Below are 20,045 nucleotides of genomic sequence, written 5' to 3'. Positions count from 1 at the left end.
GCGAAGCGGTCCCCGAGGGGCGGTGCCCGCCCGGCAGCAGCCGGTGATCACTTCTCGCGCAAGGGAGCGGACACGTACGACGGGTCCGCCTGGGGCGAGGAGAAGGTCAGCTGTGAGCCGGCCGGGTTGTGCTCGATGTACAGCGGGTCGACGGTCTCGGTCACCAGGGCGAGTCGGTGGGAAGCGGTGGTGCGCAGAGCCGGGTACGGGCGTGCCACGGGTCACTCCTCACACGTGTCGGTGCAAAGTGACCCGACGGTAACCCTGCTCCTTACTGCGCTGACTCGTCGGTGAGTTGCGTGAGAGTAACGCTCATTGGATGCGGTGTCAGTGGCGTGGCGTGGCCGTGCGATTCACTTCAGCGCGCTCTTCGCCTGCCAGTCGGACCATGTCACATTCCACGCCCCGTACCCGTTGCCCTCCGCGACCGTACCCTTGGCGTCCGCGCCGGTGATCTCGAACGGGTCGCCGACCCGCACCTGCTGGTACAGCGCACCGGCATTGGCGTCACTCATTCCGACACAGCCCGAACTGTGGTTGGCCACCCCGAAGTAGGCGGCGTTCCATGGCGCCGCGTGGGCGTACATCCCCGACCAGGTCAGCCGCATGGACGAGTCGACCATCTTGTCGTAGGCGTCGCCGAGACCGACCGTCTCGGAGCGCATGTTGATCGTGCCCTCCTTGGCCATCAGCACGGCCGTGCCGCGCCAGGACGCCTTCTCGCCGCCCGGGGTGCCGGCCGACATGGGCACGTCCATGACGGTCTTCCCGTCCCGCTTCAGCGCCAGCCGGTGACGGTCGAGGTCGACCTTGACCACCTGGTTGGTTCCGATGGTGAAGGTGGTCCTGTAGTCGCGGACGAACCAGCCGCCGGACGGGCCCGAGTCGATTCCGTTGAGGTCGGCGTCGAGCGTGACCCTCGTACCGGACTTCCAGTACTCCTTGGGCCGCCAGTCGACGCGGTCCTTGCCGGAGTAGTCCTGCAGCCAGCCCCAGGAGCCCTCGGTGTTGTTCGAGGTGGAGACCTTCAGGGCCTTCTCGACCGCGGCCCTGTCCTTCACCGGGTTGTCGAAGACGATCGACAGGGGCTGGGCGATGCCGACCGTGGTGTTCTTGCCGGGGGCCAGCGTCAGCTTGTTGACCTTGTCGGCCCCGGCGGTGGTGAACCCGGCCTTGTCGCTGCCGCCCTCGGTGTCCTTCGCCTCGACGCTGTACGTGGTGCCGGGCGCGGCCGGCCGGTCCGACGTCCAGGTCCTGCCGTCGGCGGATATCCGGCCGGTGAGCGCGTCCCCCTCGGCCGCGCTCACCGTCACCGTCTTCAGCTTGCCGCTGCCGAGGGTCACCTTCACCGGCTTCCCGGGGGTGGCTCGGCCGCCCTGGAGTTTCACCGAGATCTTGGTGTCCTGCGCCGGTGCCTTCCCGGCCACGTGCCCCGATCCCTTGCCCGAGTCCGATGCGGACGCGCCGGAACAGGCGGTGAGCGTGGCGCCGAGCACCGCGGTACCCGCGATCAGGGTGAGCCGGACCGGGCGGCCGAGCGGGGCGGTACGGCGTATGCGCCGGCGTGCAGAGATCAACGGAAAAACCTCCAAGGCATTGCTTCTCGTCGGTGGAGAGGTATTCATCCGACGATAGGTTCCGCAAATCGGCTGAAAACCGGGAAATCCTCTGTGTGACATGGACCGCAGCGCAACGGTCATCGTCCGGTCACATTCGCCGCTCGGCTCCGTCACGGACCGCTGTGAGCATCCTGTGCAGCCCCGCAGAGCCGACAAAGGGGCGGACCAGGGAGGGCCACGAACATGTCAGCGCTGCTCGCGACCGGAGACCGCAGCCATGACCACGAGCTACGGATACGCAGCCTGACCGCCGCCGAGCACCGGGCGTTCGTGTCCACCCGTACGGAGGCAAGCTTTCTGCAGTATCCGTCCTGGGCCTCGGTGAAGGACCGATGGACCTCCGAAATGGTCGGCTGGCACAGCGACTCGGCCGAACTGGTCGGGGCCGCGCTGGTGCTCTACCGGCAATTCCCGGGAACCCGCAAATACTTCGCATACCTGCCCGAGGGGCCGGTCGCCGACTGGGCCGCCCCCGACATCGACCGCTGGCTGCGGCCGCTCATGGCGCACCTGCGGAAGTCCGGTGCCTTCGCCGTACGGATCGGCCCCTCGCCGGCGTATCGCCGCTGGGACACCGCCCGCCTGAAAGCCGCAACCGGCCCCGGCCGCAGGGTCAGCGACGTACTCGCGACGGAGGTGGACCCGCTCGGCACGGCCGTCGCCGAACGGCTCCGGGCCCGCGGCTGGCGCCGCTGCGGCGGCGACGGGGGAGGGGACGCCGACGCGCAGCCGCGCTATGTCTTTCAGGTGCCGCTTGCCGGACGGACCCCCGACGAACTGTGGTCGGGACTCAACCAGGAGTGGCGCCGCAATGTACGCAAGGCCCAGAAGGCCGGGGTGCGGATCGTCATCGGCGGCGCGGCCGAACTGCCGGAGTTCCACCGCCTGCTGCGGATCACCGAGGAGCGCGACGGCTTCCGGCTCGGCCGCTCCCTCGCTTACTACCAGCAGCAGTACGCGGTACTCAACGCCGAACACCCCGGCCGGATGAAGCTCTATCTGGCCGTCCATCAGGGCGAGATCCTGGCCGCCCACACCATGATCAGCACCGGCCGGCGGGCCTGGTACCAGACCGGTGCCTCCGCCGACCACCGCCGCGAGGTCCGTCCCAGCAACGCGCTGCAGTGGAAGATGATGCTCGACGCCCATGGGCTCGGTGCCGATGTGCACGACATGCGCGGGGTACCCTCCACCCTTGACCCCGACGACCGCCCCTTCGGGCTGCTCCGTTGGAAGCTCGGCACCGGAGGCCAGGTCGTCGAGACCCTCGGAGAGTGGGAGACATCGGTGGGCGGAGCTGCCAACAACACCTTGTACCGGGCGTTCCAGGCGTACCTGGCACGCCGATGACGGCCACCGAAGCAGCCTCCTCGAAGGCCGCAGAGCGCAAGTCCGGCTCGGTGCTGCGCAGCGGCGCCGTCATGGCGTCCGGCTCGATCGTCTCCCGGGCGACCGGCTTCGTGCGCTCGGCGGTCGTCGTCGCCGCGCTCGGCACCGGACTCCAGGCGGACGGGTACACCGTCGCCAACACCGTGCCCAACATCCTCTACACCCTGCTCATCGGCGGCGCGCTCAACGCCGTCTTCGTCCCCGAGCTGGTGCGGGCCGCCAGGAACCATGCCGACGGCGGCGCCGCGTACACCGACCGGCTGCTCACCATCTGCACGATCGGGCTCCTCGCCCTCACCGCGCTCACGGTCGTCGGCGCCCCGTGGATCGTCTCGGTCTACGCCCCCGACTACCACGGCGAACAGGCCGATCTCACCATCGCCCTGGCCCGCTACTGCCTGCCGCAGATCCTCTTCTACGGACTGTTCACCCTCCTCGGTCAAGTGCTCAACGCCCGCGACCGGTTCGGCGCGATGATGTGGACACCGGTCCTCAACAACGTAGTGATCATCGCTGTGTTCGGGATCTATCTGGCGGTCGCGACAGGCTCCGACGGTACGTTGACCCCGGCGCAGGCCCAGTGGCTCGGCTGGGGGACGACCGCCGGGATCGCGGTGCAGACGCTCGCCCTGGTGCCCGCGCTGCGCGCCGCGAAGTTCCGCTGGCGGCCGCGGTTCGACTGGCGGGGCAGTGGACTCACCCGGCCACTGCGCGCGGCCGGCTGGCTCGTCATGCTCGTGGCTACCAACCAGATCGCCTACTGGGCGGTCACCCGGCTCTCCACCGCCACCGGTCAGCACGCCGTGGAACAGCATGTGTCGGGCGGCGTCGGCTACACCGCGTACAGCTACGCCTTTCAGCTGTGGGTGGTGCCGCACGGCATTGTGACCGTCTCGCTCGTCACCGCGCTGATGCCCCGGATGAGCCGGGCGGCGGCCGACAACGACCTGACGGGTGTCCGGCGCGATGTCTCGTACGCCCTGCGCACCTCGGCCGCGGTCGTGGTCCCCGCGGTCGCCCTGCTGTTCGCGCTGGCACCGTGGGTGATGGGGGCCGTGTACGGATACGGACGCACCGGCGACGCGGACATCGCCGTGATGGCGGGGATGATGATGGCGTTCGCGCCGGGGCTGATCGCCTACTCCGGGCAGTACGTGCTCTCCCGCGCGTTCTACGCGATGAGCGACACCCGCACCCCGTTCCTCCTCAATCTGGTGATCGCGGCGCTCAATGCCGGGCTCTCGATTGCCGCGTATCTGCTGCTGCCGGTCCGCTGGGCCGTGACGGGGATGGCCGGGGCGTACTCGGTGGCGCTGTTCGCGGGCTTCGGCGTCACCGCGTATGTGCTGCACCGCAGGGTTTCCGGCAGCGATGCCGCCCGGCCCTCACTGATGCGTTCGCCCGGGCTGTGGGCGCAGCTCCGGCTGGTGGTGGCGTGTGTGCCCGCCGGGCTGCTGGGATACCTGGCCGCTCGCGCCTGCGAGGGGTCGGGAGACTTCGCCGCGGTGGGGGCGGGCGCTGTCGTACTCCTGCTCACGGTGGCGCTGCTGGCACGGCCGTTGCGGCTGCGGGAGGTCAGTGCCGTGATCGCGGCGGGCCGGGGGCGGCTGCGGCGGGCGTGAGCCCCCGGCGCACGGTCCGGTCACCGGTTCGAATCCATTCCTTGATCGCTGGGATACTGCTGCCATGCCTCGCGTGTTGCTGATCGAAGACGACCCCTCCGTACGGGAAGGGGTCGAGCTGGGGCTGCGGCGGCGCGGTCATGAGCTGCGGGCCGTCGAGACCGGCGAGGAGGGGCTCGCCGCGCTGGGGGAGTTCCGGCCCGATCTGGTGCTCCTCGATCTGATGCTCCCCGGAATGAACGGGGTCCAGGTCTGCCGTCTGATACGGGAGACCAGCCAGCTGCCGATCATCATGCTCACGGCGCGCGGTGACGACTTCGACGTGGTCGTCGGGCTGGAGGCCGGCGCCGACGACTACATCGTCAAGCCTGCCCGTACCGAAGTGATAGAGGCCCGAATCCGCGCCGTACTGCGCAGGCTCGCCGAACCCGCGGGGCGCGGCGGCATCGAATTCCACGGCGAACTGGCCGTCGACCGCGCAGGGCTCTCCGTCGCCAAGGCGGGGCAGCGCCTCCTGCTCGCGCCCTCCGAACTGAAGCTGCTGCTCCACCTCTCGGCCTCGCCCGAGCAGGTCTTCAGCAGGCAGCAGCTCCTCGAATACGTCTGGGAGCACAGCTACCACGGAGACGCGCGTCTGGTCGACGCCTGTGTGCGGCGCCTCAGGCAGAAGATCGAGGACGTGGCCGGCAGCCCGCGCTACATCCAGACCGTCCGCGGCTTCGGCTACCGCTTCGGACCGCTCGCATGAAGCTCTTCGCCGCACGGTTCGGACTGCGGACCCGTCTCATAGGCGCCTTCCTCCTGGTCGCGGCGATCAGCGTCGTCACCACCGCGACCCTGACCTACCGGGAGGCCCGCTCCGCCATCCTCCAGCAGGCGCAGGACACGGCCGTCGCCCAGTTCCGCGACCGGATCGCCGCACAGGCGGTGACCCTGCCGGTGGATCCGGAGCAGCTGCGGCGAACCTGCCAGACCCTCGCCAGGGAGGGCAAGCCGCACCCCTGGATCGTCTTCGCCGAGTACGGCAAGATCCGGGTCTCGTCCTCGGACCAGCCCACCTCCGGCGTGATCACGCCCGCACTGCGCGACGCCGCCCGTGGAAACGCGCACGGCTCCTTCCAACGGGTCGTCAAGGACGGCGAGCCCTGGCTGACCATCGGGATGCCCGCGGTCTTCCACCGGGGCGACGGGCGCCAGCCCACCGGGCTCGTCCTCTACGCCGTGATGCGGCTCTCCACCGAGGAGGCCAATGTCAACGCCATGGTCACCGCGGCCCGCGACGGCGCCCTGCCCGCCCTCCTGATCGCGCTGGTGCCCGCCCTGCTCGCCGCCCGCAGCGTGCTGCGCCCGGTACGCGATCTGCGGCGGGCCGCCGCCGGCATCGGCCGGGGCGAGCTGGACACCCGTATCGAGGTCAAGGGCTCCGACGAACTCGCCGAACTCGCCTGGACGTTCAACGAGTCGTCGACCAAGCTCCAGGATTCGGTGGAAGAGCTCCAGCGGGCTGAGGCGCGGGCCAGACGCTTCGCCTCGGACGTCTCGCACGAGCTGCGCACCCCGCTCGCCGGGATGCTCGCCGTCACCGAGGTGCTCGACGAGGACGCCGCCCAGCTGAACGCGGACACCGCGGCGGCCGTCCGGCTGATCAGCGCCGAGACCGGGAAACTCGCCACCCTCGTGGAGGATCTGATGGAGATCTCCCGCTTCGACGCGAAGGCCGCGGATCTCCACCTGGATGAGGTCGACGTCGCCGAGACGATCCGCAAGACCCTGCAGGGCAGGCACTGGGAGGACCGGGTCCGCACCGAACTGCCGGACGGGATACGGGCGATGCTCGATCCGCGCCGCTTCGACATCGCCGTCGCCAACCTGGTCGGCAACGCCCTGCGGCACGGTGCGCAGCCCGTCACCGTACGGCTGCGGACCGAGCGGCGGGGTGCGGACCGCCGGCTGGTGACCGAAGTCGCGGACAGCGGGCCGGGGATCGACCCCGCCGTGCTGCCGCATATCTTCGACCGGTTCTACAAGGCCGACGCGGCCCGCACCCGGTCGGCGGGCAGCGGGCTCGGCCTGGCGATCACCCAGGAGAACGTACGGCTGCACGGCGGCACCGTGCGCGCCGCCAACGGGCCCGCGGGCGGAGCGGTGCTGACCGTGGAACTACCGCTGGAGGGGCAGTGAGACGCGTACGCGCGTTCGGCGCCCTGCTGCCTCTCGTGCTGCTGGCGAACGGGTGCGGGATCCAGGCGACGGATGTCGTCGAGGTCGGTGATCCGGCGACCGTGGATGTGGCGCCGGGGAGCCAGGGCACCCTGCTCTACTTCGTTTCCTCGTCGTCCGCGCACCGGCTGATGCCCGTCGTACGGCCGTTCGCTCTGCCGGTGGAAGGCGACTCCTCGGGCACGGAGCACGTGTGGCGTGGCTCCGACAAGGCGATCGCCATGCTCTTCGACGGGCCCACCCAGGCCGAGGCCGAGGCGGGCCTGCGTACCGAACTTCCGCACATTCGAGGTGCGTTGAGTCTGACTCTGGGGCCGGACGGCGTGTTGGTCCGGGTGAACACCGCCGTCACGGAACTCTCCGAGGTCGCCCGGCAGCAGCTGATCTGCACGGCCGCGCAGGTCCGCACCGCGTACCGGGGCGCGGCGGTGAAGGTGACCGGTACCGACGGCGTCATCGGGCCGGCCCAGTGCTCCGTCTGACTGCCGGCTTCCTGCCTTCGCGACAGAGGCTCAGCCCGTCGCCCGGTGCGAGTTGCGCGGTGCTGGTACGGGGGTCTGCGCGGCGCGTGTCACATCGGCGACGAGTTCCACCACATCGGGGCCGTACGCCTGCGAGTTGACCACTTTCAACAGCAGGCAGAAGGTGTTGTTGCCGTGCTTGCGGGACAGCTTCTCGTAGTTGCGGGCCAGATAGCGGGAGGCCGCCTGGTTGGTGATCGCCCGCTGACCACAGAACAGGAAGACCGGACGGGCATCCTGACTGACCGTCAATCTCGCCAGCAGCACGTACTCGGCGAGGCCCTTCTCCGCCCGGTGGCGTTCCGAACCGATCTGGAAGGCGCCCCGGTCCGGACCGGGCTCCGCATCGGTGTTGATCCGCACCCCGGGAAGCAGCGAATGCAGATGGGCGGCCATCCGCCGGTTGGAGCCCGGTCCGCCGACACAGAATTCGGTGCGCTCGCCGAAGCCTTGCTGCGCGATGTCGTGGGACAGGATCTGTGCGTGTGCCGAACAGTCCTTGATCAGCGCCGAGAGTTCGAGGAGGGCGAAGACGTCGTACCGATGGACGGCGCCGTCGCCGCCCGCGTCGCGGTTGACGACGAGCAGGCACTCGGAATTGCCCGGCAGCCCGAAGAACGCCTGCTTGCGGCGGAGCTTGCGACGCCAGAGATAGGTGCGGGCGATCCAGCCCAGCGCGGCGCTGATACCGGCGGCTATCACGCCCAGCACGATGTTGCGTACGTCGTCAGTCATGGGCGGGCATGTTAGCGGGCGATCGGCCCAGGGTTCACGGCGGTCCTGACGAGGTGGGCGGGGCGGCGTTACCCTGCGGCGGACAATCCTTCACTGGAGGTGCGCATGCGACGTCTCGTCGCGCGGAATGTGTCGTTGCCGGTTGTTTTCGCCGCTGTCGTCACGGTTGTGGCAGCCGCCCCGTCCTCGTCTGCACCACCGACCGCACCACCGCCCAAGTCGCCTGTCGCGGTGGGTTACGGAGGGGCGGTCGCCAGCGTCGACGCGGATGCCTCGGCCGCCGGTATCGAGGTGCTCCGCAAGGGTGGCAACGCGGTGGACGCCGCAGTGGCGACCGCGGCGGCGCTCGGTGTCACCGAGCCCTACTCGTCAGGTCTCGGCGGTGGTGGCTACTTCGTCTACTACGACGCCAGGAAGCACACCGTGGAGACGATCGACGGCCGGGAGACCGCACCGCGCAGCGCGGACTCCTCGCTGTTCCTGGAGAACGGAAAGCCGCTCGCCTTCGATGACGCGGTCACCAGTGGACTGAGCGTGGGCATCCCCGGCACCCCGGCCACGTGGGACACCGCGCTCGACAGCTGGGGCAGCAAGTCGCTGCGGCAGGTGCTGAAGCCGGCCGAGCGGCTCGCCAGGGACGGCTTCGTCGTCGACAGCACGTTCCGCTCGCAGACCGAGGGGAATCAGGCCAGGTTCGCCGACTTTCCGGCGACCAGCAAGCTCTTCCTTCCGGGCGGTCAGCTGCCGGTGGTCGGCTCGGTCTTCAAGAACCCCGATCTGGCGCGTACGTACGAACAGGTGGGCCGCAAGGGCATCGACGAGCTGTACAAGGGCGAGCTGGCCGACGACGTCGTACGGACCGTACGCCACCCGCCCGTGGAACCGAAGGCCACCCGGGTCGTGCGTCCCGGCGACCTCACAGCCAAGGACCTGCGGTCCTACCGGGCGCTGCGGCAGGCTCCGACGAAGGTCGGCTACCGCGGCCTGGACGTGTACGGCATGGCACCCTCCTCGTCCGGCGGTACGAGTGTCGGCGAGGCGCTCAACATCCTTGAATCCACGGACCTCTCGAAGGCGAGCGAGGCGCGGTATCTGCACCGCTACATCGAGGCGAGCCGGATCGCGTTCGCGGACCGCGGGCGATGGGTCGGCGACCCCGCGTTCGAGGACGTACCGACGCAGGGGCTCCTCAGTCAGCGGTTCGCCGACTCGCGGGAATGCCTGATCAAGGATGACGCGGTGCTCACCAGCCCGCTCGCGCCGGGAGACCCCGGCCACCCGGCCGACTGCAAGTCCGGTGGCACGGCCGTCCCGACGACGTACGAGGGGGAGAACACGACACATCTGACAACGGCCGACAAGTGGGGCAATGTCGTCGCGTACACGCTGACGATCGAGCAGACCGGCGGCAGTGGCATCACCGTGCCGGGGCGCGGCTATCTGCTCAACAACGAGCTGACCGACTTCTCGTTCGCGCCTGCCAGTCCGGCGGTCCACGACCCGAATCTGCCGGGTCCGGGCAAGCGTCCGCGCTCGTCCATCTCGCCGACGATCGTGCTGAAGCACGGTGAGCCGGTGCTGGCCCTGGGCTCGCCGGGTGGCGCCACGATCATCACGACCGTGCTGCAGTCGCTCATCGGCAAGGTCGACCGGGGGCTGTCGCTGGTCGACGCCATCGCGGCGCCGCGCGCCAGCCAGCGCAACTCGGCGACGACGGAGCTCGAACCCGGGCTGTGGAACAGCCCCGTGCGGGCGGAACTGGAGTCGCTGGGGCATGTCTTCAAGCTGAACCCGGAGATCGGGGCGGCGACAGGTGTGCAGCGGCTGCCGGACGGGCGGTGGCTGGCGGCTGCGGAGAAGGTGCGCCGGGGTGGGGGCTCGGCCATGGTCGTGAAGCCGAGCGGGCGGTAGTGACGATCCGTCAATAATCCTGAGCGCAGGGCCGATTCATCGAGGAATCTGGAACTGCAGCAGCGCGGGAATCAAGGGCGGTGGTGTCGTCGCCGGCATCTACAACAACAAGGTCGAGTACGGCGTCGTCGGTGACACCGGACCCAACGAGATCACCGGCGAGGCCTTGTACGCCACCGCCAAGGCGCTCGGCATCGACCCCGACCCGGAGACCGGCGGCGCCGAATCCGGCGTCACCTGCATCCTGTTCAAGAATTCCAAGGTGTCGCCGATCGAAAGCCACGGCGCCGCCGTCACCGCCGGTGAGGTCCTCGCCAAGCAGTTCATCCAGAACGACTGGACGAACGTGAAGGGAGGTTGATCACAGCGCGGTCAGGATGCGCGGACCGTCGTCGGTGATCGCCACCGTGTGCTCGGCGTGCGCCGCCCGGCTGCCGTCGGACGTACGCAACGTCCAGCCGTCCCGGTCCGGATGGAAAGAGTCCTTGCCGCCGCCGATCAGCATCGGCTCGATCGCCAGCACCATTCCGTGCCGCAACGGCATGCCGCGACCCGGTCGTCCCTCGTTGGGGACCGCCGGGTCCTCGTGCATCGACCGGCCCACACCATGGCCGCCGAACCCCTCCGGAATGCCGTAACCGGCGCTGCGGCACACCGTGCCGATCGCATGCGCAATGTCGCCGATCCGATTGCCGACGACCGCCGCCGCGATCCCCGCCTCCAGCGCCGCGAAGGCCGTGTCGATCAGACGGGTGTCCGCCGGCCGGGCGCGCCCGACGGTGAAACTGATCGCCGAATCGCCCACCCAGCCATCGAGCGTCGCGCCCGCGTCGATACTCACCAGATCGCCGTCGCGCAGCCGCTGATCGGTCGGGATGCCGTGCACGATCGCGTCGTTGACCGACGCGCAGATCACGGCGGGGAACGGAGTGGGGGCGAAATGCGGCCGGTAGTTCAGGAACGGCGACCCGGCGCCCGCCTCGCGGAGGACCCCGCGGGCCACCTCGTCGAGTTCGCGCAACGAGACGCCGACCGCCGCTGCTTCCCGTACGGCCGTCAGCAGCTGCGCCACGACCCGGCCGGTCTCGCGCATCGCTTCGATGGATGTGTCTGTCTTGAGCTGCACCATGCCAATTACTATACCGGTCGCGGCGGTATTAGAATGACGGCATGGTACGAACGCCCCTGACCCCGGAAGAGCGCCGCCGCGGCGAACGCCTCGGAGTGCTGCTCCGCGAGGCGCGCGGCGGGCGCAGCATGGTCGAGATCGCTGCGAGCGCCGGAATCTCCGCCGAGACGCTGCGCAAGATCGAGACGGGCCGCGCTCCGACTCCTGCCTTCTTCACCGTCGCGGCGCTGGCCGGGGCGCTCGGACTCTCGATGGACGAACTGCTCACCCGCTGCGCCCCGGAGCCGGATGTGGTGCCGCTGGCGGGGTAGGGCCTGCCGGGCCCCGGCCCGGCGGATGGGCCTGATCGGCCAGGTGGGCCCTGGCGGCGGTGGTTCGGTCGTCGAACGAGTCCTGTCCGGGGCGTGAGGGTTGGCGCGTGCCCCCGCAGGGGCGCTCAAGGGGGGTGCGCGCCGCACGGTGCATCGACCGAGGCGGCCGGCTGGCCCGCGGACCGGCTGCCGGTGCTCGCCGTCGAACTGCACCGGGCGGGCCTCGACGCGGACTGGGCGACCCTGCTGTGGGAGGTGTCCTCGCTGCCGCCTGTCGCACTCGCCGCGGCTGCGGGCGCGCTGGCCGCTGCGGGACGCCCGGACGACTGCGACCAGTTGCTGCGCCAGGGGGTGGCGCGGCCGGCCGCGGAGATCGCCGATGCGGTGGTGGCGCTGGACCGGGCGGGGCGAGAGCCGCAGGCGCAGGCGTTGCTGGGTGCCTTCATCCGCGTACGGACTCCGCAGGACGCGGCCCGGGTCGCGGCGGGCGATCCGCACCAGCTGGTACCGCAACTGCTGGCAGCGGCCCGTGCGGTGTCGCCGGCGCGGGAGTGGGATGTTGTCCATGCGCTGCGGGTCGCGGGCATCGTGGGTGCGCCGTAGCCAGGCAGCGTCCTGGCGATCAGCCGGTGAAAGCCCAATGGCTGCCATATCCGGAGGACGGTCAGTTCCGGAATGGTCACGGCACTTCAGCTCCGTCACTTCGGTCGCTGTGGTCGAGCCGGGTCCCCCCGATCTCTCCCGGTGACGGATAGAACCGCCGGGCCCAGCGCCGGAACGGGCCGATCGGCCCGTCACCGGGAGCGAGCCGGGGCGGCTGCTGGTACTGCTTGTGATTCCAGATCGGAAAGTCGGCGGCGGTGAACTCGCAACTGGAACGGAAGACGGCGCGGTCCAGCAGCCGGGCGGCCGTTCGGCTCACCACCCGTGCGAGCGGGGCCGGCAGCCGGGCCGGTTCCGCGAAGGCGATGCGGTTCCTCTGCCGGAACTGCATCCGGTTGGGCGCGATCGCCGTCGGCATCACCATCGTGCACATCCGAAGCCCGATCCGAGGCGTGTACACATCCGCGTGCAGGCAACCGAGTCCGTAGCCGTCCACCTCCACCTCGACGACGAAGTTTCCCAGCAGCGGCGCCGACTCATGGGCCCGCATGGACACGTGGAACGCGGCATCGTCGTAGACGACAGGCCCGCCGATCTCGGCCTTGGCCCAGCCGTGCAGGGTGGCGAAATGCCCGAGGTCCACCGAGTTCTCGATGACTTCCTGGACATTGCCGGCCAGCTCCCAGGCGGCGTTACGGGCAGGCCGGTGACCGATCTCGTGCCAGTCGGGGATGAACCAGTCCGGTGCCCGGCCATCGTGGTGCCGCCAGACGAAGACAGCACCGTTGACCTCGTGCACCGGCAGTTGCATCAACGGCGACCTCGGCGGCTTTGTGTCGTATCCCGTCCGTACGCACCTGCCGTCGGGGCCGAACGCGAAGAAATGGAAGGGACATACGAGATCGTCCCCGTCGACCTTCGCCAGACCGAGATGGGCGCCGAGGTGCGGACAGTACGGACGGATGGCGCGGACCGCCCCCGTACCGAGCCGGTACAGCACCACGTCCTGCCCCGCCAAAGGCCGGGTGAGCACAGCGCCCGGCCGCAGCTCGTCGGAGAAGGCCAGCGCGGACCAGCCGCTCGGACAGGGCAGGGCAGGCGCCCCCGCAGCATCGGCCGGCGTCGGCCCCTCACTGATGGCGCGCCCGTACTCGTGTGGCAGTCCCACGACTTCCCTCCCAGGATCGGTCGCCTGGAGACTGCCCAGACCGCTCCGAGATCCTCCCGACACGCCGCGCATCACCCGAACGGGAGGGAACACGGAAGGCGTTGACCGCGTACTCGAGTCCGCATCTCGCCGAGCGCGTCCCTGCACGCCGGGGCGCGGACCAACGCGCCCTGGACCGAGGCGTCCGCTCGGTAGCGCGGAGAGGCGCCTCCCCTACTCCTTCGCCGCGGAGTCGATAGCGTCCTGCACCACTTCCAGCAGTCCGGCCAGGCCGGGCAGGTCGCCCCACTCCGCGGCGGAGTACTTCCACATGTGGCGCACGCCCGGCGCTTCCGGCCGACCATGGCAGATCTCCACGGTCCTGGCCCCCTTGCGGTCCGGGCCCTTGACGCAGAGGTGCATGTGGCGCACATGAAAGCGGACGGCGCTGCCGCCGAAGACCTCCAGCACGCGACCGTCGAAGGAGTAGAGCTGTCCGCCGACCGTGGTCGTGATCTCGCTGTCCATGCGGCGACGTTATCGGCGCCGACGAGCGAACGCAGGCATCTTCGAACGGCCGGATTGGCACGCGGACGGTGCTCGACGGCACAGTCTTCGACCCGTTCCTCCATGAAATCGTCGACGTCGAGCAAGTCGACGATCCGCACGCCCGATTCGGATCACCCAGATCGTCTGGCCGGGCCTGATGCTCGGACAGCTGCTCTTCAGCCGGGCCGGAGTCCGTGTCCGCGCCGGAGCCAACCATGCCCAGTGCGGCGTGGCCGACCGGCCCCCGCTGTACTGGACGTACCTGCGACGCCACCGGTCGACAGTCGACCTGTCGCACGGCTGGGAGGCGAGCCGCGCCACCGTCGCGTCGCTGTAGCAGACACCGTCCGGGTCGCTGCACTTCGGTACGCACCAAATGCCCCTGATCGCCGGGTCCTCGGCGACGAGCCGCTCAGGTAGCCCTGGCGGGCTCGCTCAAGGAGCCCGGTCAGGACAGGCTCAGCTCGGTGGGCATGGTGGTTCCTCTCACAGCTGCCGCGTCGATGAGGTGGCGCCGGCCGAGAATACAAACCGGCGCGGGGGACCAACGGCCCGGGAGCCGGGAGCCGGGACTGTGCGGGCGTCCGCCCTACAGCTGGCGGAATCGCGCGGGCCAGCGCGGCGAGCGGCCCCTCCTCGACAAGTTTTGCCATCATGGCATCTGCTCTCCGAGCCGGATGGCGAATGAACGTGTGGACCGCACGGGTGTGAAACATGATCGACTCCGCCGGTTCACGGCGATGGTCTTGCCCCGCTGTGTGACGGGGCTTACGTTCTCCTCTACGCACGTGTCTACGGGCGTAGAAACGCGTAGAGGCTCTCTGACGCCGCGTCGAAGGAGCAGCTCATGTCCCAAGTCGTACGCGCCGCACTCGTCCAGGCGACCTGGACCGGCGACACCGAATCCATGATCGCCAAGCATGAGGAGCATGCGCGCGAGGCCGCCCGCCGGGGCGCGAAGATCATCGGCTTCCAGGAGGTGTTCAACGCCCCCTACTTCTGTCAGGTGCAGGAACCCGAGCACTACCGCTGGGCCGAGGCCGTCCCGGACGGGCCGACCGTCCGGCGGATGCAGGAACTCGCCCGCGAGACCGGCATGGTGATCGTCGTGCCCGTCTTCGAGATCGAGCAGTCCGGCTTCTACTTCAACACCGCCGCCGTGATCGACGCCGACGGTTCTTATCTCGGCAAGTACCGCAAACATCACATCCCGCAGGTCAAGGGGTTCTGGGAGAAGTACTACTTCAAGCCCGGAAACGTCGGCTGGCCCGTCTTCGACACCGCCGTCGGCAAGGTCGGTGTCTATATCTGCTATGACCGGCACTTCCCGGAGGGCTGGCGCCAACTAGGGCTCAACGGAGCTCAGTTGGTGTACAACCCGTCCGCCACCTCGCGCGGCCTGTCCAGTTATCTCTGGCAGCTGGAACAGCCCGCGTCCGCCGTCGCCAACGAGTACTTCGTCGCCGCGATCAACCGCGTCGGCCAAGAGGAGTACGGCGACAACGACTTCTACGGAACCAGCTACTTCGTCGACCCGCGCGGCCAGTTCGTCGGCGAGGTAGCCAGCGACAAGGAGGAGGAACTCCTCGTCCGGGACCTCGACTTCGGGCTCATCGACGAGGTCCGCCAGCAGTGGGCGTTCTACCGGGACCGCCGACCCGACGCGTACGAAGGACTGGTGGAGCCGTGAGCAGCCTGCACCGACGCCATCTCGCCGTCAGCCCCGACTGGCTGGCGCTCTACTACAAGAACCCCTTGGAGATCACCCACGGGGAGGGCCGCCATGTCTGGGACGCCGACGGCAGGCGCTACCTCGACTTCTTCGGCGGCATCCTCACGACCATGACCGCCCACGCCCTGCCCGAGGTGACCAAGGCGGTCAGCGAGCAGGCCGGGCGGATCATCCACTCCTCCACGCTCTACCTCAACCGGCCGATGGTCGAGCTGGCCGAACGCATCGCCACGCTCTCCGGCATCCCGGACGCCCGGGTCTTCTTCACCACCTCCGGTACCGAGGCCAACGACACTGCCCTGCTGCTCGCCACCACGTACCGCAGGTCGAACCAGATCCTCGCGATGCGCAACAGCTACCACGGCAGATCCTTCTCCGCGGTCTCCATCACCGGTAACAGCGCCTGGTCGCCCACGAATCTGTCGCCGCTGCAGACGCTTTACGTGCACGGCGGCGTCCGCACCCGGGGACCGTTCGCGCACCTGGGCGACGCGGAGTTCATCGCGGCCTGCGTCGCCGACCTGGAGGACCTGCTCGGCCACACCCGCGAGCCCGCCGCCCTGATCGCCGAACCCATCCAGGGCGTCGGCGGGTTCACCTCACCGCCGGACGGCCTGTACGCGGCCTTCCGCCGGGTCCTCGACCGCCACGGCATCCTGTGGATCTCCGACGAGGTGCAGACCGGCTGGGGCCGCTCCGGGGAGCACTTCTGGGGCTGGCAGGCGCACGGCGAGAACGGGCCGCCGGACATCCTCACCTTCGCCAAGGGCATCGGCAACGGCATGTCGATCGGCGGTGTCGTGGCTCGCGCCGACGTCATGAACTGCCTCGACGCCAACTCCATTTCGACCTTCGGCGGCTCCCCGGTCACCATGGCGGCCGGCCTCGCCAACCTCTCGTACCTCCTCGAACACGATCTGCAGGGCAACGCCCGGCGAGTCGGGGGACTGCTGATCGAGCGGCTGCGTGCGATCGGCGCGGCCTCGGAGTGTGTACGGGAGGTACGCGGCCGGGGACTGATGATCGGCATCGAGCTGGTGAAGCCCGGCACCGACGAGGCGAACCCGGAGGCGGCCGCCGCCGTACTCGAAGCAGCCAGGGAGGGCGGCCTGCTCATCGGCAAGGGCGGCGGCCACAACACCAGCGTGCTGCGGATCGCACCGCCGCTCTCGCTGACCATCCCGGAGGCGGAGGAGGGCGCGGAGATCCTGGCCGAGGCCCTTCGATCGGTGGAGTGAGAAGCGACGGATGAGCGACGGGGGTGTGGGCGGCGGCCGGTACGCGGCTGTGTGGCTTGGCCGCCATCGCACCCCCGTGCAGCCATCGCACCCCCGTGTCCGCCCAGGAGCACCACCACGCCCGAGAACACCCTCCCTCTCCCGTCCACCGCCAGGCCCGGCGCATTCCGTCACGGCCTGCAAGGTCGGCTGCAGGCTGCTCGGCAGAGGCGAAGTCCCGCTGAACGGCGGCTCGTTCAAGCCACTCGGCGTGCTGACCCGGCCCGGCACCGGCGTATGTGCGTCGCGGCCGGGCCCCGGTCGGTGAGTCCGGGGCCCGGCGGGTCGGTCAGCCCCGGTGGCCGGTGGGCCGGGTGAGGCCCAGGGCGCGGACCGGGTCGAGCTCGCCGTAGTACGCGAGGTGCTGGTAGCGCACGTCGGTGACGGTCAGCGCGGCCTCGGAGATGCCCTGGCGCACGGTGGCCCTGAAGCGCACCGAGCCGTCCTTCTTCGTGGTGCCGGTCAGCTTCTGGACCCTGCCGCCGGCCGTCAGCTCGGCCGTGACCTTCGCGCCCTTCACGGGCTTGCCCTGCGCGGTCTTCACCACACCGTTCGCGGTGACCTTCCAGGCCGCGTCGGAGCCGGGCCGTCCCAGCAGCTCGGTGTCGGCCTCCAACGAGGTGACGGCGAGCTGCGAGGGCGGGTTGGGCCGGTCGAAGGCGACCTGGTCGACGGTCCAGAAGGCGCTGTTCGTGCCGGTGTAGCGGAAACTCAGCCGGGCAGACTTCGCGCCCGCCGGGACAGCGAGCTCAAGACGCTCGACGGTGTTGGTGTCGCTCCGGTACGACTTCACAAGCTGCGGGGCACCACCGTCGTACGAGACGTACACATCGCCGGTCTGCGGACCGTCGACGCGGTAGTCCGTGGCGTACGAGACGGTCGCCTTCGCCGCCCCGTTCAGCTTGTACGCGGGGCTGACCAGGGTGGAGTCGAACTGTCCGGCGTCGTGCGCCTTGTCGTCCCACTCGTCGGAGTCGGCGACCGCGAACACATTGCGGGCGCGGACGTTCGTCTCGCGGCCCTGGCCGCGCTCGGCGTTGGTCCAGAACTCGTCGGTGGCGAAGGACCAGCCGCGCCACTCGGTGACACCACCGGCCGGCATCTTCGAGTTGTCGATGAACCAGCCATCGGGCGCGGTGTTCGTCCACCCCTTGGCGTCGGCCGGGAGCCCGGTCTCGTCGACGGGCGTACGGAGCGAGCCGCGCAGCGCGTCGAAGGCGTCCGGCTTCAGCTCGGCGAGCGAGGTGCCGTCGAGGTTCCAGGCGGGGTCGGCTGCGACGCCCTCGTGGCGCAGGACGGTGGGCGCGATGTCGGTGATCTTGACGTCGTCGCGTACCGAACCGGGCTCGATGCCCTTGCCCCGGGCGATCACGAACGTGCCGCGCTCCAGCGGGGTGTTGCCGCCGTGGCCACCGGTGGGTGTGTGGCCGTGGTCGGCGGTGACGACGACGAGCCAGTCCTCATCGGCGTACGTCGGCCGCGAGGTCACGGCGTCGAGCAGCCGGCCGACCTGCGTGTCGGCGGTGTTCAGGGCCTTGAGGTAGGCATCGCTCGCGGAGCCGGAGCTGTGACCGGCGCCGTCGACCTCGTCGAGGTGGACGAAGGTGGAGTCGGGGTTGCCGTGCGCGAGGTAGTCCTCGGCCTTGGCGGTGGTGCCCTCGTCGTTGCCGCCCGCGATCCGCAGATCGGTCTTCGCGCCGAAGACGATCTGCGGGATCGGGCTCCAGGTGCCGACGACCAGGGTGGACGTGGCCGGGTCGGCGGTCTCCAGCCGGGTCGCGTAGTCCGGGTACTGGCCGTAGTTGGGCGCAGTGAAGTTGTTGTCCTTCACATGGTGCTTGTCGGGCCAGACGCCTGTGGCGATGGATGACCAGCCGGCACCGGAGACGGTCGGGGCCATCGGGTTGGCATACAGGTTGCTTCGTGCGGTCAGGCCCTTGGCCATCAGCTGCTCGATGTGCGGTACGTCGGCACGCGAGAAGGTGTCGAAGGTGGCGCCGTCGATACCGATGACCAGGGTCTTGGCCTGCTTGGTACCGGACGGCAGACCGGCGTACGGGGCAGCGGCTGCGGCCGCGGACTCCTGGGCGTGGGCGGCCGTGGTGGCGAGCGGCAGTGCGACGGCGGTGACGGTGGCGGCGGCCAGCACCGTACGCGCGGAGCGCGACAGGGACACGTGATCCTCCCGGATCGGTCAGTGGACACCGGACATCGGGGGCGTCCGGTGATGCGTCCGAGAATCGCCGTCGGTGGTGATCGGGCCACGCCGCGTAAGGGACGAGCGCATGAACCGTACTCAACATTTGGACCAGACCCGTCACCGTTTCGTTATCGTCTGGCGTCGCTATCATCGGCCGATGAACTACCGGCGCCTCCTCTATTTCCTCGCCGTCGTCGAGGCCGGGACCATTACTTCCGCCGCTGCCACCCTCCATGTCGCCCAGCCGGGACTGAGCCGTCAGCTCAAGACGCTGGAGCGCGAGGTTCGGATGACGCTCTTCGAGTCGCGCGGCAACCGGCTGGTGCTGACCGCCTCCGGACGCGCCTTCGTCCCTCTCGCCCGTCGGGTCATCGCGGAGACCCGCCAGATGGAGGCCGCGGTCGAGGGGCTTCGTTCCGGGCGGGTCGCGCAGTTGACGGTCGCCGCGACGGCGGCAACCATCCGGGGCTTCCTCGCGCCGTTCATCGCCACGACGGGCTTGGACGATCCGCCGCTGATCACCCGGCAGGCCGGCCACTTCGCGCTCAACGACGAACTCCTGGACGAGGCGGACTTCATCGTGTCCCCGACGCCGATGGTCGAGGGCTTCGAGACCGTCGACCTCGGCGGCACCGCGCTGAAGGCGCATGTCGCCCCTGACCACCCCTGGGCCGAGGAGGGCCGCACGGAGCTCGGCCTTGCCGAGATCTGCGGCGACCGGCTGTTCGCCCACTCGCGCTCCAGCGTCAGTCGCGCGGTACTGGACAACGCGCTCGGCGCGGCGCATCTCGCGCCGGAGCGGCTGACCGAGTGCGACGACGGCCCGACCGTGGAGGCGCTCGCGGTGGCAGGGCACGGGATCGGGGTCAGCACGGATCTGCCGCGGTACGGGGCGCATGCGCTGTGGATCACGGCGGAAGGGGCCGGGGGCAGGGAGGTGCTTCAGGTACCACTCCATGTGGCCTGGCTGCCGGGGCATTTCGCGGCCGACGCCATTCGCGCGACGGCGGTGCGGCTGCGGGACTTTCTCGTGGGACAGGGGGACGCCGTGATCCCGGCGCCCCCGCGGCCCTGACGGTT

18 protein-coding genes and 2 pseudogenes are annotated in these 20,045 nt (G+C 69.8%); 13 read left to right on the top strand and 7 right to left on the bottom strand.

The window, feature by feature from the left end; all coding sequences use genetic code 11:
• Positions 1 to 47 precede the first annotated feature (47 nt).
• Positions 48 to 218, bottom strand: a complete 171-nt coding sequence (locus OG609_RS06670; protein ID WP_327278405.1) for a hypothetical protein — start codon at positions 216 to 218, stop codon at positions 48 to 50.
• A gap of 135 nt (positions 219 to 353) precedes the next feature.
• Positions 354 to 1,577 carry a L,D-transpeptidase gene (locus OG609_RS06665; protein ID WP_327271944.1) on the bottom strand — a complete coding sequence of 408 codons (1,224 nt, stop codon included), beginning with the start codon at positions 1,575 to 1,577 and terminating at the stop codon, positions 354 to 356.
• 225 nt (positions 1,578 to 1,802) lie between these two features.
• Between OG609_RS06665 and OG609_RS06660 the strand changes: the two genes are divergently transcribed.
• The 5 genes from OG609_RS06660 (at position 1,803) to OG609_RS06640 (ending at position 7,332) form a co-directional block, all read left to right on the top strand.
• On the top strand, positions 1,803 to 2,969 hold the full coding sequence (locus OG609_RS06660) for a lipid II:glycine glycyltransferase FemX (protein WP_327271943.1): 1,167 nt from the start codon (positions 1,803 to 1,805) through the stop codon (positions 2,967 to 2,969).
• Positions 2,966 to 4,630, top strand: a complete 1,665-nt coding sequence (murJ, locus tag OG609_RS06655; protein ID WP_327271942.1) for a murein biosynthesis integral membrane protein MurJ — start codon at positions 2,966 to 2,968, stop codon at positions 4,628 to 4,630. Before OG609_RS06660 ends, murJ begins: the two co-directional genes overlap by 4 nt.
• 64 nt (positions 4,631 to 4,694) lie before the next feature.
• Complete coding sequence (locus tag OG609_RS06650) at positions 4,695 to 5,378, top strand: response regulator transcription factor (protein ID WP_327271941.1); 684 nt, start codon at positions 4,695 to 4,697, stop codon at positions 5,376 to 5,378.
• A complete protein-coding gene (locus OG609_RS06645; protein WP_327271940.1) occupies positions 5,375 to 6,811 on the top strand; it encodes an ATP-binding protein in 1,437 nt (478 codons plus the stop codon). Before OG609_RS06650 ends, OG609_RS06645 begins: the two co-directional genes overlap by 4 nt.
• Positions 6,808 to 7,332: a hypothetical protein gene (locus OG609_RS06640; protein ID WP_327271939.1), complete on the top strand. Its 525-nt coding sequence runs from the start codon at positions 6,808 to 6,810 to the stop codon at positions 7,330 to 7,332. The genes OG609_RS06645 and OG609_RS06640 overlap by 4 nt, the downstream gene beginning before the upstream one ends.
• A gap of 30 nt (positions 7,333 to 7,362) precedes the next feature.
• On the opposite strand, the gene OG609_RS06635 is transcribed toward OG609_RS06640, so the two are convergent.
• The gene (locus OG609_RS06635) at positions 7,363 to 8,106 is read right to left on the bottom strand and encodes a hypothetical protein (protein WP_327271938.1); all 744 of its coding nucleotides are present in this window, start codon (positions 8,104 to 8,106) and stop codon (positions 7,363 to 7,365) included.
• Positions 8,107 to 8,211: 105 nt separating this feature from the next.
• Here OG609_RS06635 and ggt point away from each other — a divergent pair, with 105 nt between their 5' ends.
• Positions 8,212 to 10,017 (top strand): gamma-glutamyltransferase, encoded by a 1,806-nt coding sequence (gene ggt / locus OG609_RS06630; RefSeq protein WP_327271937.1) that lies wholly within the window; start codon positions 8,212 to 8,214, stop codon positions 10,015 to 10,017.
• A gap of 31 nt (positions 10,018 to 10,048) precedes the next feature.
• Positions 10,049 to 10,378 (top strand): annotated as a pseudogene (locus OG609_RS06625) (glycoside hydrolase family 75 protein); the annotation flags it as partial.
• Here OG609_RS06625 and map read toward each other — a convergent pair.
• A complete protein-coding gene (map, locus tag OG609_RS06620) occupies positions 10,379 to 11,146 on the bottom strand; it encodes a type I methionyl aminopeptidase (RefSeq protein WP_327271936.1) in 768 nt (255 codons plus the stop codon).
• Between the two features lie 41 nt (positions 11,147 to 11,187).
• Here map and OG609_RS06615 point away from each other — a divergent pair, with 41 nt between their 5' ends.
• Together OG609_RS06615 and OG609_RS06610 are read left to right on the top strand one after the other, a co-directional pair.
• The gene (locus tag OG609_RS06615; protein WP_327271935.1) at positions 11,188 to 11,457 is read left to right on the top strand and encodes a helix-turn-helix domain-containing protein; all 270 of its coding nucleotides are present in this window, start codon (positions 11,188 to 11,190) and stop codon (positions 11,455 to 11,457) included.
• A 144-nt stretch (positions 11,458 to 11,601) separates the two neighbouring features.
• Positions 11,602 to 12,060, top strand: a pseudogene (locus OG609_RS06610) (hypothetical protein); the annotation flags it as partial.
• Between the two features lie 76 nt (positions 12,061 to 12,136).
• Here OG609_RS06610 and OG609_RS06605 read toward each other — a convergent pair.
• Together OG609_RS06605 and OG609_RS06600 are read right to left on the bottom strand one after the other, a co-directional pair.
• Complete coding sequence (locus tag OG609_RS06605; RefSeq protein WP_327271934.1) at positions 12,137 to 13,228, bottom strand: Rieske 2Fe-2S domain-containing protein; 1,092 nt, start codon at positions 13,226 to 13,228, stop codon at positions 12,137 to 12,139.
• Between the two features lie 213 nt (positions 13,229 to 13,441).
• Positions 13,442 to 13,735, bottom strand: coding sequence for a hypothetical protein (locus tag OG609_RS06600; RefSeq protein ID WP_327271933.1), 294 nt, complete (start codon positions 13,733 to 13,735; stop codon positions 13,442 to 13,444).
• A 178-nt stretch (positions 13,736 to 13,913) separates the two neighbouring features.
• On the opposite strand from OG609_RS06600, the gene OG609_RS06595 reads away from it, so the two are divergent.
• From OG609_RS06595 to OG609_RS06585, 3 genes are all read left to right on the top strand, one after another.
• The gene (locus tag OG609_RS06595) at positions 13,914 to 14,093 is read left to right on the top strand and encodes a hypothetical protein (RefSeq protein ID WP_327271932.1); all 180 of its coding nucleotides are present in this window, start codon (positions 13,914 to 13,916) and stop codon (positions 14,091 to 14,093) included.
• Positions 14,094 to 14,603: 510 nt separating this feature from the next.
• Complete coding sequence (locus OG609_RS06590; protein ID WP_327271931.1) at positions 14,604 to 15,446, top strand: nitrilase-related carbon-nitrogen hydrolase; 843 nt, start codon at positions 14,604 to 14,606, stop codon at positions 15,444 to 15,446.
• Complete coding sequence (locus tag OG609_RS06585; protein WP_327271930.1) at positions 15,443 to 16,726, top strand: aspartate aminotransferase family protein; 1,284 nt, start codon at positions 15,443 to 15,445, stop codon at positions 16,724 to 16,726. Before OG609_RS06590 ends, OG609_RS06585 begins: the two co-directional genes overlap by 4 nt.
• 328 nt (positions 16,727 to 17,054) lie before the next feature.
• Here the strand turns inward: OG609_RS06585 and OG609_RS06580 are convergent, their stop codons facing one another.
• Positions 17,055 to 18,941 carry an alkaline phosphatase family protein gene (locus OG609_RS06580; protein ID WP_327271929.1) on the bottom strand — a complete coding sequence of 629 codons (1,887 nt, stop codon included), beginning with the start codon at positions 18,939 to 18,941 and terminating at the stop codon, positions 17,055 to 17,057.
• A gap of 181 nt (positions 18,942 to 19,122) precedes the next feature.
• On the opposite strand from OG609_RS06580, the gene OG609_RS06575 reads away from it, so the two are divergent.
• Positions 19,123 to 20,040: a LysR family transcriptional regulator gene (locus OG609_RS06575; RefSeq protein ID WP_327271928.1), complete on the top strand. Its 918-nt coding sequence runs from the start codon at positions 19,123 to 19,125 to the stop codon at positions 20,038 to 20,040.
• The last annotated feature ends 5 nt before the right edge of the window (positions 20,041 to 20,045 follow it).

This window comes from Streptomyces sp. NBC_01224, assembly GCF_036002945.1.
Classification (GTDB): Bacteria; Actinomycetota; Actinomycetes; order Streptomycetales; family Streptomycetaceae; genus Streptomyces.
Note: the sequence above shows the minus strand (reverse complement) of the source record. Positions and strands in the feature narration are given on the sequence as shown.

Excerpts from the sequence above, each read along its gene's own strand:
- OG609_RS06645 (WP_327271940.1), top strand. The coding sequence starts at position 5,375 with ATGAAGCTCTTCGCCGCACGGTTCGGACTGCGGACCCGTCTCATAGGC.
- OG609_RS06595 (WP_327271932.1), top strand. The coding sequence starts at position 13,914 with ATGCTCGGACAGCTGCTCTTCAGCCGGGCCGGAGTCCGTGTCCGCGCC.
- OG609_RS06600 (WP_327271933.1), bottom strand. The coding sequence starts at position 13,735 with ATGGACAGCGAGATCACGACCACGGTCGGCGGACAGCTCTACTCCTTC.
- OG609_RS06575 (WP_327271928.1), top strand. The coding sequence starts at position 19,123 with ATGAACTACCGGCGCCTCCTCTATTTCCTCGCCGTCGTCGAGGCCGGG.
- OG609_RS06660 (WP_327271943.1), top strand. The coding sequence starts at position 1,803 with ATGTCAGCGCTGCTCGCGACCGGAGACCGCAGCCATGACCACGAGCTA.
- ggt (WP_327271937.1), top strand. The coding sequence starts at position 8,212 with ATGCGACGTCTCGTCGCGCGGAATGTGTCGTTGCCGGTTGTTTTCGCC.
- OG609_RS06615 (WP_327271935.1), top strand. The coding sequence starts at position 11,188 with ATGGTACGAACGCCCCTGACCCCGGAAGAGCGCCGCCGCGGCGAACGC.
- OG609_RS06650 (WP_327271941.1), top strand. The coding sequence starts at position 4,695 with ATGCCTCGCGTGTTGCTGATCGAAGACGACCCCTCCGTACGGGAAGGG.
- murJ (WP_327271942.1), top strand. The coding sequence starts at position 2,966 with ATGACGGCCACCGAAGCAGCCTCCTCGAAGGCCGCAGAGCGCAAGTCC.
- map (WP_327271936.1), bottom strand. The coding sequence starts at position 11,146 with ATGGTGCAGCTCAAGACAGACACATCCATCGAAGCGATGCGCGAGACC.
- OG609_RS06590 (WP_327271931.1), top strand. The coding sequence starts at position 14,604 with ATGTCCCAAGTCGTACGCGCCGCACTCGTCCAGGCGACCTGGACCGGC.
- OG609_RS06635 (WP_327271938.1), bottom strand. The coding sequence starts at position 8,106 with ATGACTGACGACGTACGCAACATCGTGCTGGGCGTGATAGCCGCCGGT.